Source organism: Bordetella genomosp. 5, from assembly GCF_002261475.1.
Lineage (GTDB): Bacteria > Pseudomonadota > Gammaproteobacteria > Burkholderiales > Burkholderiaceae_B > Bordetella.
In genome coordinates this window covers 345,710-359,085 of sequence record NZ_NEVN01000004.1, presented here as the reverse complement: position 1 = coordinate 359,085, position 13,376 = coordinate 345,710, and the positions used below count along the sequence as shown (strand labels likewise).

Below are 13,376 nucleotides of genomic sequence, written 5' to 3'. Positions count from 1 at the left end.
TGCACCGGCCGGCGCAGCACCGGCCGCGGGGGCACCGGGCGCCTGCCGCAGCAAGACGGGCTCAGGCACGCTAAAATGCCAGGTTTCGCATAAAAGTCACCAGGATCAATCATGGAAGCCGAACGTCAGAACCAGATCGCCGCCCGCCTTGCCGACTACGCGGAGCGCGAACAGGCTCTACGGAGGTATCTTTGACTACGATGCCAAATCCGAACGCCTGCATGTCGTAAACGCCGAGCTCGAAGACGCCTCGGTCTGGAACGACCCCAAGCACGCCCAGGACCTGGGCCGTGAGAAGAAATCCCTCGAAGACGTCGTGGGCACGCTGACCGAGCTCGGCTCGGGGCTGGCCGACGCACGTGAGCTGTTCGAACTGGCCGCCGCCGACGAAGACGACGCCACGCTCGAAGCCATCGAGGTCGATGCCAACGGCTTCCAGGAAAAGCTCGAGACGCTGGAATTCCGCCGCATGTTCTCGAACGCGGCCGACCCGCTCAACTGCTTCGTCGACATCCAGGCCGGCGCGGGCGGCACCGAGGCCCAAGACTGGGCCTCCATGCTGCTGCGCCAGTACCTGAAGTACGCCGAACGCAAGGGCTTCAAGGTCGAAGTGCTCGAAGAGTCCGAAGGCGAAGTCGCCGGCATCAAGTCCGCCACCATCAAGATGGAAGGCGAATATGCCTTCGGCTACCTGCGCACCGAAACCGGCGTGCACCGCCTCGTGCGCAAGAGCCCGTTCGACTCCTCCGGTGGCCGCCACACATCGTTCGCCAGCGTATTCGTCTACCCCGAGGTCGACGAGTCCTTCGAGGTCGAGGTCAATCCGGCCGATCTGCGTGTCGACACCTACCGGGCCAGCGGCGCGGGCGGTCAGCACATCAACAAGACCGACTCCGCCGTCCGGATCACGCACATGCCCAGCGGCATCGTGGTCCAGTGCCAAAACGACCGGTCGCAGCACCGCAACCGCGCCGAAGCGATGCAGATGCTGAAGTCCAAGCTGTACGAGCTCGAGATGCGCAAGCGCATGGCCGAGCAGCAGAAGCTCGAAGACTCCAAGACCGACGTGGGTTGGGGCCATCAGATCCGTTCGTACGTGCTCGACCAGAGCCGCATCAAGGATCTGCGCACCAACGTTGAAATCTCCAACACCCAGAAAGTGCTGGACGGCGACCTGGATCCCTTCATCCAGGCCAGCCTGAAGCAAGGCGTCTGACCGCAACCTCTCCGGAGCCATCCGACATGATCGACACGCTTGCCATCCTGACCGGCGCCTCGCGCGGCCTGGGCGCTGCCCTGGCGCGGGGCCTGCTCAAACCCGGTACCCGCCTCGTCACGCTGGCGCGCCGTACTGATCCCGACCTCGCCGCCCAGGCCAACGCCGCGGGCGTCGAGCTCGAGCAGCTGCCTGTCGATCTGTCGGATCTGGCCGTGGCCGGCGCCACGGCCGAGCGGCTGGCCGCGGCGCTGAAGCAGGCCCGCCGTTATGTGCTCATCAACAACGCCGGCACGGTCAACCCGGTGGCCAATACCGCCGAGCTCACCGACGCCAGCGCCATCGCGTCGGCCTTCAACCTCAACGTCACGGCCGTCATGCTGCTGACCGCGCGGTTCCTGTCGGCCCTGCGCGGCCAGGGCGCCGACGTGCGCATCATCAACATCTCGTCGGGCGCGGGCCGCAATCCCAACGCCGGCTGGGGTGTGTATTGCGCCACCAAGGCGGCGCTCGACATGTATACCCGCGTGCTCAACGCCGAACACGCCGCGCAGGGCGTGCGCGCCGTCTCGCTCGCCCCCGGCATCGTCGACACCGACATGCAGGCCACCATCCGTTCCAGCGACGAAGCCAGTTTTCCGGCGCTCGCGCGCTTCCAGGAATTCCACGCCACCGGCAAGCTGTCGGCGCCCGCCGACGTGGCCGCGCGCATCCTCGCTTATCTCGATCGCGACGATTTCGGCAAGACCGAAATCGACGACATCCGCAATTACAACTGACCCACCATGACTGATCACTCGCCCGCGCCCGTCGCCCAGGATGAAAACCGCTTGATCGCCGAGCGGCGCGCCAAGCTGGCCAAGCTGCGCGAAAGCGGCGTCGCGTTCCCCAACGATTTCGTGCCGGACGCGCAGGCCGCGCAGCTGCACGCCAAATACGACGACCAGGAGCAACAGTCCCTGGTCGACGCCGCCGTGCACGTCAAGGTGGCCGGGCGCATGATGCTCAAGCGTGTGATGGGCAAAGCCAGCTTCGCCACGCTCCAGGACGGCACCGGTCGCATCCAGCTCTACCTCGAGCGCGGCACGCTGGGCGAAGAGGTCTACGCTTCGTTCAAGCAATGGGACATCGGCGACATCATCGCGATCGAAGGCACGATGTTCAAGACGAACAAGGGCGAGCTCTCGGTGCATGCCACCAGCGCGCGCCTGCTGTCCAAGTCGCTGCGTCCGCTGCCCGACAAGTTCCACGGCGTGTCCGACCAGGAGCTGCGCTACCGCCAGCGCTACGTCGACCTCATCATGACCGATGCCACGCGCAAGACCTTCGAAGCGCGCAGCAAGGCCGTCGGCAGCATTCGCCGCCTGATGCAGGACGCCGGCTTCCTCGAAGTCGAAACGCCGATGCTGCACCCGATTCCCGGCGGCGCGGCGGCCAAGCCGTTCGTCACCCACCACAACGCCCTCGACATGGAGATGTACCTGCGCATTGCGCCGGAGCTCTATCTCAAGCGTCTGGTGGTCGGCGGCTTCGATCGCGTGTTCGAGATCAACCGCAACTTCCGCAACGAAGGGGTGAGCCCGCGCCACAACCCCGAGTTCACCATGATGGAGTTCTATGCGGCCTACGCGGATTACCGCTGGCTCATGGACTACACCGAAAACCTGATCCGTCAGGCGGCCATCGACGCCACCGGCAGCGCCGTGCTCACGTATGGCGAGCGCGAACTCGACCTGGCCAAGCCGTTCGACCGCCTCACGATCTGCGAAGCCATCCTGAAGTACGCGCCGCAATACACCCAGGACCAGCTCGATGACATCGAGTTCGTGCGAGGCGAGCTCAAGAAGTTCGGCGCCGACGTCAAGGGCCCCGTGCTGTCGCGCGCCGGTCTGGGCGCGTTGCAACTCGCCCTGTTCGAAGAAACGGCCGAATCGCAGCTCTGGAACCCGACCTACATCATCGACTACCCGATCGAGGTTTCGCCGCTCGCCCGCGCCTCCGACACGCGTGAAGGCATCACCGAACGCTTCGAGCTGTTCATCACCGGCCGCGAGATCGCCAACGGCTTCTCCGAGCTCAACGATCCCGAAGACCAGGCCGAGCGTTTCCGCTCGCAGGTCGAGGCCAAGGATGCGGGCGACGAAGAAGCCATGTATTTCGACGCCGACTACATCCGCGCGCTCGAGTACGGCATGCCTCCCACGGGCGGCTGCGGCATCGGCATCGACCGTCTCGTCATGCTGCTCACCGATAGCCCCAGCATCCGCGACGTCATCCTCTTCCCGCACCTGCGCCGTGAAGACTGACCCTCACCAGGACCGCGCATGATCGTCAAATTCCTGCTCATCATCGCGTTCCTGGTGCTGGTCATGTACGTGGTCCTGCCGCGGCGCGGCGCCAACCAGCCCGTTGATCGGGCGCGGCGCCTCTTCATCGCGCTATGCGCCGGCAGCGTCGGCGCCCTCACCGGCTCGCTGATCACGCTGGTGCTGTGGCTCGGCACCAATGCCGGCCCGACCGACAGCCACCGCGGCGGTGGCGACGCGCTGCTCGGCCTCTCCGGCCTGCTGCTGGTGATCAGCCTGGGCTGCGCGGTCGGCGCCATGATGAAGCGCGTGAAATAACACCTGCGGCCACGCGCGCCCCGGCCACCGCCTTCGGACGGTCGCCGAGCGCCGTGGCCCGGCAATTCCTAGTGCGGATTGCCCGCTCCGGCCCGCAGGGTCGGCAGCGTCGCCACCAGCAAGGCATCCACGAACTCCGCCGGCGCCAACCGGCCTTGCGGGCGATACCACTGCACCGTGAGATTCATCGCGCCCAGGATGCTGCGCTTGATGATCGCGGGATCGCCGCGCAGCGTGCCGTCCGCCACGGCCGCCTCGACCGCGTGCTGCCAGATCGCTTCGTACGCGTCGCTCAGGCGCTTCACACCCGCCTTGTTCTCCGCCGACAGACTGCGCCACTCGTACACCAGCGCATTCATCGCGTCGCCGCCGTCACCGCGCAACATGCTCCACATGTGCACGCGGAACAGCGCAGCAAGCCGATCGCCGGGCGCCTCGAACCGGGCCATCGCCGCGCGGCCACCGTCGATCACTTCCTGGATGCCATTGCACATCACCGCCACCAGGATCTCTTCCTTGCTGCGGAAATGATGAAACAGGCTGCCGGACTGCAAGCCCACGGCGCGTCCCAGATCGCGCACGGTCGTGCGCTCGTAGCCCTGCTGGCGGAACAACCGGCCCGCCGCGCGGATCAGCTCCTGACGGCGGGTCGTGTCCGCCTGCGCTGGCGCCGCGTCGCCGGCCGTCGGCGTGTTCACAGGCGCTCCACCACCGTCGCGGTGGCCATTCCATGCCCGATGCACATCACCTGAAGGCCGAGAGTACCGTCCGTGCGCTCGAGTCCGCTCAGCATCTTGGCCATCAGACCGGCGCCGGTCGCGCCGAGCGGATGCCCGTGCGCGATCGCCCCACCCCAGGGATTCACGCGGCGCGGATCGGCATCGAACTCGCGCAGCCACGCCAGCACCACCGACGCGAACGCTTCGTTGATCTCGATCCAGTCCAGATCGGCCAGCGCCAGGCCCGCCTGACGCAGCGCGCGCTCGGTCGCCGGAATCACACCGGTGAGTTGCAGCAGCGGATCGGAGCCCACCACGACGCGCGCCAGGAAGCGTGCCCGTGGCCGGATGCCGTCGGCCAATGCCTGCTGCCGGTCTCCGACGAGAATGGCGGCCGCGCCGTCCGCGAGCTGGCTCGCATTGGCCGCCGTGACCCGCCCGGGGCCCGCGGGATCCAGCACGGGACGCATGGCCGCCATCCGGGCAGGGTCGACGTGCTCGCGTATGCCTTCGTCTCGCGGCGTGCGCTCGCCTGAGGCGCCCGCCGTCAGCTCGTCGTGCCAACCCTGAGCGCTCGCGTGCCAGGCCCGCGCATGGCTCTGTGCCGACCACGCATCCAGCGCCTCGCGGGATAGCTGCCATTGCGCCGCGATGCGCTCCGCGCTCTCGATCTGATGCGGAATCGGGTAGCGGACGAGCAGATCGGGATGCAGACCGTCGAAGCCGGTAAAAGGCCGCGCGCCCAGCGTCACGTCGAGGAACATGGGCACGCGCGTCATGCTCTCCACCCCGCAGGCCAGCACATAACGGGCATCGCCCGCCGCCACCGCCTGCGCCGCGAAATGCAGCGCCTGCTGGCTCGATCCGCACATGCGGTTGAGCGTCACGCCGGGCACCGACTCGGGCAGGCCGGCGAGCAGCGCGGCCTGCCGCGCGATGTTCGCGCCTTGCTCGCCGGCCTGGCTCACGCAACCGCAGATGACGTCGTCGATCGCCTCCGGGGGCATGCCCGCGCTGGCCGTCACGTCGCGCAGCACGCCGGCCAGCAGCGCATCGGGGCGGTGCTGCGCCCACTGCCCGGCCGGCCGCCCGAATGGCGTACGCAAGGCCTCCAGGATCACCGGTTCGGTCATCATGCCGCCTCCTGCTCACGATAGAGCGCCTCGATCTCGCTGGCGTAGGCGCGGTGAATATTGGCGCGGCGCACCTTCATGGTGGCCGTCACTTCGTCGTCGTCATGATCGAGTTCTTTCACCAGCAGATGAAAGCGCTTGATCTGCGCCACGGGCGCCAGCCCCTCGTTGGCCGCATCGATCTCCTGCTGCACCATGCGCCGGACCTCCGGATGCTCGGCCAGCGAGCGGAAATGCGTGAACGACAGCCCCCGCAGTTCGGCCCATTTCGCCACCGTGTCGAACTCGATCTGGATCAGTGCGCACACATAACGCCGGCCGTCGCCGATCGCGATGCACTCTTTCACATACGGGCTGCCCTTGACCGCGCCCTCGATCTCCGTCGGCGTGAGATTCTTGCCGCCCGCGGTGATCATGATGTCCTTCAGGCGATCGACGATGCGCAGTTGATCGCCGTCCACTCGCGCCACGTCGCCGGTATGCAGCCAGCCGTCGCGCAGCGTCTGCGCCGTGGCCTCGGGATTGCGGTAGTAGCCCGCGAACACCATCTCGCCGTGCAGCTGCAGCTCGTCGTGCTCGCCCAGCCGCCATCGCACGCCCTGCGTGGCCTCGCCGACGGTGCCCACGCGCACCGCGTCGGGCCGCTGGCCCAGGACCATGCCGGTGGATTCGGTCAGGCCGTAGACCTCGATGAGCGGCACGCCCAGGGCCCGGAAAAACCGCACGACCTGCGGCGAAATCGGCGCCGCGCCCGTCAGCGCGACGCGCACCCGCCGAAGCCCGATGAAGTTCTGCAGGGCACGCAGCACGAGCCAGTACCAGAATCCGTGCACCAGCCGCTCGCGCAGGCTGCGCTGATGCGCGGCCTTCTCATGAAACGGCATGCAGGCCGCGAGCGCATGACGCAAGAGCGCCCGCCGCAGCCGGCCCGATTCCTGGGTCTTGATGCTGATCGCGGCATGGAGCTTCTCCCAGATCCGTGGCACGCCCAGAAACACCGTGGGCGCGACCTCGCGCAGGTCCTCCTGCACCGTACGGATCGACTCGCCGAAGTTCACCTGCGAGCCCAGGTAGATGGGCACGAAGCTCGAGAGCATCTGCTCGGCCACGTGGCATAGGGGCAGATACGAAAGATGCACGCTCCCGGCACTCATGCCGAGGCGCTCCGCGATGCCCGGCGCCACGCCGCGCATATTGGCGTAGCGGATCATCGCGCCCTTGGGTTTGCCGGTGGAGCCCGAGGTGTAGATCATCAGCCCCACGTCTTCGAGCGACTGCCGTTCGAGCGCCGCCTCCAGATCGATGCGGGCCTGGGGCGCGGCCTGAGCGCCGCGCGCCCGCAGTTCGGTAAAGGGCACGATGCCGGCGCGGACCTCGTCGGGATAGCTGCCCAGACCCTTGGTCTCGATCATGATGATCGCGCGCAGGCGCGGCAGCCGGGCCCGCACCTCGAGCACCTTGTCGACCTGCTCCTGATCCTCGCAGACGACCAGATCGACATCCGCGTGTTCCAGCACGAACCCCACTTCCGCGGCCGGGCTCGTCGCGTACACGCCCACGGTCACGGCGCCGAGGACACCCGCGCCCAGTTGCGCCAGCAACCACTCCTGGCGGTTTTCCGACATCACGGCGACGTGGGCGCCCGGCCCCAGTCCCAGCGATTGCAATCCCAGCGCGACCTCGACGCTGGCTTCCCAGTAGGCGCGCCAGGTGAGGGGCCACCAGATGCCGAACTCCTTCTGGCGCAACGCCACGCGCTGCGGCATGGCGCGGGCCTGCTCGCGCAGCATCTGCGGCAGGGTCAGGGCGGGCAGGGTGAGAGGCGTCGGTGTATCGGCCACGGCCAGCTCCTTCACGACAACCAGCGCTTGCGGCGCTTGTAGTGCTTCAGATCGCGAAAGCCGCGGCGCTCCCCGCCCCCGCCCACACCCAGATAGAACTCCCGCACATCGGCGTCGCCGGCGAGACGCTCGGCGCTGCCGTCGATCACGATCTTGCCGGTCTCCATGATGTAGCCGTAATGGGCGACCGCCAGCGCGACCGAGGCGTTCTGTTCCACCAGCAACATCGACACGCCCTGCTCCGCGTTGATGCGCGCGATGATGCGGAAAAGGCTCTCCACCAACATCGGCGACAGACCCAGCGAGGGCTCGTCCAGCAGCATCAGCGACGGCTTGGCCAGGAGCGCTCTGCCGATGGCGAGCATCTGCTGCTCGCCGCCGGACAAATAACCGGCCAGTCCGCGCCGGCGCTCGTGCAGCCGCGGGAAGTAGCCGTACACGAGGTCGAAGTCGGGGCGCTGCCCCCGGCCCGTCAGCGCGTAGGTCGCCGCGACGAGGTTCTCCTCGACCGTGAGGTCTTCGAACACCCGGCGCCCCTCCATCACATGCGCCAGACCCGCGCGCACCAGCGACTGTGGCGCCAGCCGCGCGGTCTCCTGCCCCAGAAAGCGGATCTCGCCCTGCACGCGCTCACCGTCTTCGAGCGCCAGCAGACCGGACACCGCCTTCAGCGTGGTCGACTTGCCCGCGCCATTGCTGCCCAGCAGCGCCACGATCTGGCCGCGCGGCACCGCCAGCGACAGGCCGCGCAACACCTGCACGGCCTTGTTGTAGACCACTTCGACGTTGCGCACCTCGAGCACGGTTTCAGACATGGCCGGCCTTCAGTTCAACACGATCCAGTCGGAGGCCGGCACCATCTTCTTCTGCTTGGTATCGGCACGATAGATGCGCCCGACGGGGATCGAGTTACCCTTGATGGTGATGGGCACGCCGATGATGCCGCCGGTGTCGAAGTCCTTGATGCCGTCGAGCGTGGCCTTCATGTTGGCGGCGGTCAGGTCCTTGCCCGCGTCCAGTGTTCGCTTGGCCGTCTCGGTGAACAGCATCGCAGCCAGGAAGCCCTGCATATAGCCGGTGCTCTGATACTGCGGCCGCATGGCGCGGATCTTCTCGAGCATCGGCGCCTTCTCCGAGTCATCGTAGTAGTAGCGGTAAGGCATCACGCCCATGAATCCCTCCGCGTCCTCGCCCATCTGCATCACGGTGGAGTTGTCCATGGTCCAGAACGTGCCCATGTAGCGCGTCTTCAGGCCCATGCGCTTGCCTTGCCCCACGAACTCGGGAATCGGCGCCAGCACGTAGCCATGAAAGATCGTGAAGTCGGGGTCGGCGCGGCGCAGCTTGATCACCTCGGTCGACACATCCACGCTGCCCGGCGGCGTCATGATCTCGGTGGCCACCTTGAGCCCGAGCTTTTCGGCCACGCCGCGCGAGCTGGCGATCGGATCGCGGCCGAACTCGGTATCCGAGTACACGAACGCCACCTTGGCGCCGGGCTTTTCCTTGGCGATGTAGCGCAGCAGGATGCCGAACATTTCGGTGTAGTCCGGGCCCAGCATGAACTGATTGGGATACTTCTTCGGATCGTTCAATTCGGTCGCGAACGAGGCGCCACTCATGATCATCGTGCCGGCGCGATCCAGCTCGGCGTTGATCGTCTTCGAGAAGCCGGTCGAGTCACCGTAGTAGAAGTTCACCTTGTTCTGACTGGTGATCTTCTTGAACGCGGCCACCGAGGCATCGACCTTGTACGCCGTGTCCTCGGGCACATAGACCACCTTGCGGCCCTTCACCCCGCCCTGCTCGTTGATCATCTTCACGTAGTCGCCGATGCCCGCGTGAATGCCCTGCCCCGCGAAGGCGAACACCCCGCTCAGCGGGATCGAGCCGCCGATCACGATGTCCTCGGCGGCATGCGCCGCGCCCGCCGGGCCCAGCGCGGCGGCCATGGCCAGCGGCGCCAGCCAGCGTCGCCATCCCTGCATCATCCCGTGCTTCATGGTGTGTCTCCTCTTGGGTGTTGTCATCTGGCCGGCTTGGCGCCGGCTCAGGTCCTGAACGGCCACAAATGGAAGAAGCGCCGTACGCGCCGCCACATCTCGGCGAGCCCGTGCGGTTCGAAAATCAGGAAGCCGACGATGAGGGCACCGAACACGATGGTGCGCACCGGCGACAGCAGGCTCAGCGCATCGCCGCCCAACGGCAGCCAGCCCACGATCAGCTTGAGCACTTCGGGCACCATGGCCATGAAGGCCGCGCCCAGGATGGTTCCGAGCACCGAGCCCATGCCGCCGACGATGATCGCCGCCAGGTAGAAGATCGACAGGATGAGCGGAAAGCTCTCCGGCGTGACCACGCGAAAGAAGTACGCCCACAGCCCGCCCGCCACGCCGGCGTAGAACGAGGACAGCCCGAAAGACAGCAGCTTGTAGCGCAGCAGGTCGATGCCCAGCACCTCGGCCGAAATGTCGCGGTCGCGGATCGCGATGAACGCACGTCCGATGCGCGTGCGGAACAGATTCGCGGCGCCCAGCAGCATCAGCACCATGATCGGCACGATGAGCCAATAAATGCGAAACGAGGTGTCCAGATCGATGCCCAGCGCACGCGCCGGCGCGACCTGCAGGCCGGCCGTCCCGCCCGTGAAACTCAGGTTGGCGAACAAAAAGTGCGCGATGAAGGACGCCGCGATGGTCACGATGGCGAGATACAGGCCCTTGACCCGCAGCGAGGGAATGCCGACCAGCACGCCGCCCAGCATGGCCACCACGCCGGCCGCGGGCAGCGTGATCCAGAATGGCAGTCCGAACCGAGTCTGCAACACGGCGACGGTGTAGGCGCCCAGGCCCATGAACGCCGCCTGCCCCAGACTCACCAGGCCGGTGTAGCCCGTCAACAGGTTCAGGCCCATCGCGCTGATGATGTGGATCGCGACCAGGCAGGCCAGATAGAGCCAATAGGCATTGGCGAAGAACGGAAAGCCGATCAGGGCGAGCGCGAGCAGGCACAGCCAGACGTGCTGCGTGCGGCTGTCGAAGAGCGCCTGGTCGGCGGCGTAGCTGGTCTTGGCCGTGGCGATGCGCATGCTAGAGCCTCTCGATGTCGCGGGTGCCGAACAGCCCGTATGGCCGGATCATCAGCGCCACTACGAGCACGACAAAGGTCGCGAGCAGCTTGTACTCGCCGCCGAGGTAGGCGCCTGCCCAGGATTCGAGCAGGCCGACGAACACCCCGGCCAGCAGCGCCCCGGCCACGCTGTCCAGCCCGCCCACGATCACCACGACGAGCACCGACAGCCCGAACGTGCCCATCGAGGAAGAGATACCACCGATGGCGCCCACCACGATCCCGGCCACGGCGGCCAGCACACCCGCCGCCGCCCACGCCAGGGAAAAGACGCGCGGCACGTTGATGCCCATCGCATACGCCGCCCCCTGATCCGAAGCGGTCGCGCGCAGCGCCACGCCCCCGCGCCAGTAGCGGAACACGGCCAGGGCCAGCGCCGACAGCACCACCGCGACCAGGAAGCCGTAGAACACCTTGGACGCCACGAAGGCTTCACCGATCATCACGGGCGCGCGCGGCATGAACTCCGGCAGCCGGCGCTGATCCGCTGTCCAGACCAGCTCCACCACGCCCACCAAAATCGACGCCAGCCCCACCGTGATCATGAAGATCGAGATCGGCGACTCGCCCAGCATCGGCCGGATCGCGACGCGCTCGACCAGCGCACCCAGCAGGCCGGAAGCCAGCAAGGCCGCGGTCACCGCCGCCCAGATGGGCCATTGCAGATCGGCCGCGAAGGCGTAGAAGAGATACGCGCCCATCATGAGGAACTCGCCGATCGCGATGTTCACCACCCGCGTCGCCTTGTAGACGATCACGAATGCGAGGCCGGCCAGCGCGTACAGGCCGCCTGCGCCCAGACCGGCAAGACTCACCTCGAAGAGAAACAGCGCATCCATCAGGCCGCCTCCGCGCGCAACCGGGCACGCAGGTCGCCGACGTCGCCGGTGCCGAGATACGCCTTGATCACGTCCGGATCGGCCTGCACGGCCTGCGGCGTACCGCTCGCGATCACCTGGCCGAAGTTGAGCACCACCACGTGGTCCGAGAGGTCCATGACCATGCCCATGTCGTGCTCGACCATGAGCACCGTCAGCCCCCACTCGGCGCGCGCGTCGAGAATGAAGCGCGCCATGTCCTCGGTCTCTTCGCGATTCATGCCGGCCACCGGCTCGTCCAGCATCAGGATGCGCGGCTGCATGGCCAGGGCCCGCGCCAGCTCCACGCGCTTTTGCAGGCCATAGGGAAGCGACGCCACCGGGAGATTGCGGATGTGGTCGATCTCCAGAAAGTCGATGATGCGCGACTCGATCTCGGCCCGCAGCGCCAGCTCTTCGCGGCGCGCGCGTCCGGCATAGATCAGGGCATCGAGCACATTGGTGCGCAGGTGCGCATGACGGCCGAGCTTGATGTTGTCCAGCACCGTCATGCCGCGGACAACGCGATGTTCTGGAACGTGCGCGCCAGACCCAGGCGTGCACGCACCGGCGCGCTCACACGGGAGATGTCCTGTCCGGCGAAGTGAATGCGCCCGACGCTCGGGCGATAGAAGCCGGAAATGGTGTTGAACAGCGAGGTCTTGCCCGCGCCGTTGGGCCCGATGACCGTGGTGATGGTGCCCGCCCGCACGTCGAAGCCCACGCCGGACAGTGCCTTCACGCCGCCGAAGGCGAGCGTCACCCCTTCGACCCGCAGCAACGGGTCTGGCTCGATACGATCCACCTGCTGTCTCCTCGCTTTTTTATGTACTGCGACTGCGGTACTGCGAAGTGCTGCGTGGCGAATCCCCCTGAGACCTGCGCGGCGATGTCGCTGCGCCTGTCCGCGACGAGCGGGGATGCGGTACGCTAACCCGGCGTAGGACCGAGCAAGCGCTTGGTTGCGAACATAGCATTCCGGTTTTTGGCTCGAACAGTAGGTACTTACCCGAAACGGAGACCTTCATGGACCATGCTGATACGCAGTTCCAGACCCTGCGGCTCGATACCGACGACGCGTGCGCCACGCTCACGCTCGACCGGGCCGCCGCGCTCAACGCCATCGACGTCGAAATGGGCCGCGAGCTGCAGCGCGCCGCGGATCAGATCGCCGCGCAGCCTCGCATCCGCGTCGTGATCCTCCGCGGCGCGGGCAAGGTGTTCTGCGCCGGTGGCGACATCGGCATGTTCGAGGGCGACGCAGCACGCATCCGCGCCACGCTGCAGGCGTTATTCGTTCCGCTCAATGATTTCGTCGCCCACATCGCGCGCATGGACAAGATCTGGCTGGCCGACGTGCATGGCGTGGCCGCGGGCGCGGGGCTGTCGCTCGCGCTGGGCTGCGACCTCGCGTGGGCCACCGAAGATGCGCGCTTCGCGACCGCCTATCTCAAACTCGGCGCCACGCCCGACGCCGGCATGACGCACGCGCTGGTACGACTGGTCGGCCGGCGGCGCGCGATGGAGTTGTTGCTGCGCACCGAACCGATCGACGCCAGTCGCGCCCTGCAATCCGGGCTGATCAACCAGGTCTACGATGCCACCGACGGCGATCCCGTGGGCGACTACGCCCGCACGCTGGCATTGCACGCGCCGGCCAGCATCGCCGGGCTCAAGCGCCTATTGCGTCAGGCCGCGCTCACGCCGCTCGAAACCCAGCTCGGCGATGAATCGGCATGCTTTCTGGCCAATGCGGGCAGCGCGGACTTCGCGGAAGGCGTGCGTGCGTTCCGCGAAAAAAGGCCCGCGCGTTTTACGGGGCAGTAAAGGCGCGCACGGCCGGCAGGCCGCGCAAGC

12 protein-coding genes and 1 pseudogene are annotated in these 13,376 nt (G+C 67.0%); 5 read left to right on the top strand and 8 right to left on the bottom strand.

Annotated features, from left to right (window positions below):
* Positions 1-111 precede the first annotated feature (111 nt).
* From prfB to CEK29_RS08095, 4 genes are all read left to right on the top strand, one after another.
* A protein-coding gene (gene prfB, locus CEK29_RS08110) for a peptide chain release factor 2 (RefSeq protein WP_141217894.1) occupies positions 112-1,216 on the top strand; the annotation gives its coding sequence in 2 pieces (ribosomal slippage) (positions 112-192 and positions 194-1,216; 1,104 coding nt in all).
* Positions 1,217-1,242: 26 nt separating this feature from the next.
* The gene (locus CEK29_RS08105) at positions 1,243-1,995 is read left to right on the top strand and encodes an SDR family oxidoreductase (RefSeq protein ID WP_094857773.1); all 753 of its coding nucleotides are present in this window, start codon (positions 1,243-1,245) and stop codon (positions 1,993-1,995) included.
* 6 nt (positions 1,996-2,001) lie between these two features.
* Positions 2,002-3,522, top strand: coding sequence for a lysine--tRNA ligase (gene lysS, locus CEK29_RS08100; RefSeq protein ID WP_094799068.1), 1,521 nt, complete (start codon positions 2,002-2,004; stop codon positions 3,520-3,522).
* 18 nt (positions 3,523-3,540) lie between these two features.
* Positions 3,541-3,840 carry a hypothetical protein gene (locus tag CEK29_RS08095; protein ID WP_094857772.1) on the top strand — a complete coding sequence of 100 codons (300 nt, stop codon included), beginning with the start codon at positions 3,541-3,543 and terminating at the stop codon, positions 3,838-3,840.
* A gap of 68 nt (positions 3,841-3,908) precedes the next feature.
* On the opposite strand, the gene CEK29_RS08090 is transcribed toward CEK29_RS08095, so the two are convergent.
* The 8 genes and pseudogenes from CEK29_RS08090 to CEK29_RS08055 form a co-directional block, all read right to left on the bottom strand.
* Complete coding sequence (locus tag CEK29_RS08090; protein WP_094799066.1) at positions 3,909-4,538, bottom strand: TetR/AcrR family transcriptional regulator; 630 nt, start codon at positions 4,536-4,538, stop codon at positions 3,909-3,911.
* The gene (locus CEK29_RS08085) at positions 4,535-5,692 is read right to left on the bottom strand and encodes a thiolase family protein (protein WP_094857997.1); all 1,158 of its coding nucleotides are present in this window, start codon (positions 5,690-5,692) and stop codon (positions 4,535-4,537) included. The genes CEK29_RS08090 and CEK29_RS08085 overlap by 4 nt, the downstream gene beginning before the upstream one ends.
* Positions 5,692-7,482 (bottom strand): AMP-dependent synthetase/ligase, encoded by a 1,791-nt coding sequence (locus tag CEK29_RS08080; protein WP_094857996.1) that lies wholly within the window; start codon positions 7,480-7,482, stop codon positions 5,692-5,694. Before CEK29_RS08080 ends, CEK29_RS08085 begins: the two co-directional genes overlap by 1 nt.
* A 62-nt stretch (positions 7,483-7,544) precedes the next feature.
* Complete coding sequence (locus CEK29_RS08075) at positions 7,545-8,348, bottom strand: ABC transporter ATP-binding protein (RefSeq protein WP_094857771.1); 804 nt, start codon at positions 8,346-8,348, stop codon at positions 7,545-7,547.
* Between the two features lie 9 nt (positions 8,349-8,357).
* Complete coding sequence (locus CEK29_RS08070; RefSeq protein ID WP_432759229.1) at positions 8,358-9,524, bottom strand: ABC transporter substrate-binding protein; 1,167 nt, start codon at positions 9,522-9,524, stop codon at positions 8,358-8,360.
* Between the two features lie 59 nt (positions 9,525-9,583).
* Positions 9,584-10,621: a branched-chain amino acid ABC transporter permease gene (locus CEK29_RS08065; RefSeq protein ID WP_094799064.1), complete on the bottom strand. Its 1,038-nt coding sequence runs from the start codon at positions 10,619-10,621 to the stop codon at positions 9,584-9,586.
* A 1-nt stretch (position 10,622) separates the two neighbouring features.
* Positions 10,623-11,501, bottom strand: a complete 879-nt coding sequence (locus CEK29_RS08060) for a branched-chain amino acid ABC transporter permease (protein ID WP_094857770.1) — start codon at positions 11,499-11,501, stop codon at positions 10,623-10,625.
* Positions 11,501-12,300 (bottom strand): annotated as a pseudogene (locus tag CEK29_RS08055) (ABC transporter ATP-binding protein). Before CEK29_RS08055 ends, CEK29_RS08060 begins: the two are co-directional and overlap by 1 nt.
* A gap of 245 nt (positions 12,301-12,545) precedes the next feature.
* On the opposite strand from CEK29_RS08055, the gene CEK29_RS08050 reads away from it, so the two are divergent.
* Positions 12,546-13,346: an enoyl-CoA hydratase/isomerase family protein gene (locus CEK29_RS08050; RefSeq protein ID WP_094799061.1), complete on the top strand. Its 801-nt coding sequence runs from the start codon at positions 12,546-12,548 to the stop codon at positions 13,344-13,346.
* The last annotated feature ends 30 nt before the right edge of the window (positions 13,347-13,376 follow it).

Bases quoted from the DNA above. Each gene is read 5' to 3' on its own strand.
- CEK29_RS08095 (WP_094857772.1), top strand. From the start codon at position 3,541: ATGATCGTCAAATTCCTGCTCATCATCGCGTTCCTGGTGCTGGTCATG.
- CEK29_RS08065 (WP_094799064.1), bottom strand. From the start codon at position 10,621: ATGCGCATCGCCACGGCCAAGACCAGCTACGCCGCCGACCAGGCGCTC.
- CEK29_RS08070 (WP_432759229.1), bottom strand. From the start codon at position 9,524: ATGATGCAGGGATGGCGACGCTGGCTGGCGCCGCTGGCCATGGCCGCC.
- CEK29_RS08105 (WP_094857773.1), top strand. From the start codon at position 1,243: ATGATCGACACGCTTGCCATCCTGACCGGCGCCTCGCGCGGCCTGGGC.
- CEK29_RS08075 (WP_094857771.1), bottom strand. From the start codon at position 8,348: ATGTCTGAAACCGTGCTCGAGGTGCGCAACGTCGAAGTGGTCTACAAC.
- CEK29_RS08080 (WP_094857996.1), bottom strand. From the start codon at position 7,482: ATGCTGCGCGAGCAGGCCCGCGCCATGCCGCAGCGCGTGGCGTTGCGC.
- lysS (WP_094799068.1), top strand. From the start codon at position 2,002: ATGACTGATCACTCGCCCGCGCCCGTCGCCCAGGATGAAAACCGCTTG.
- CEK29_RS08050 (WP_094799061.1), top strand. From the start codon at position 12,546: ATGGACCATGCTGATACGCAGTTCCAGACCCTGCGGCTCGATACCGAC.
- CEK29_RS08085 (WP_094857997.1), bottom strand. From the start codon at position 5,692: ATGACCGAACCGGTGATCCTGGAGGCCTTGCGTACGCCATTCGGGCGG.
- CEK29_RS08060 (WP_094857770.1), bottom strand. From the start codon at position 11,501: ATGGATGCGCTGTTTCTCTTCGAGGTGAGTCTTGCCGGTCTGGGCGCA.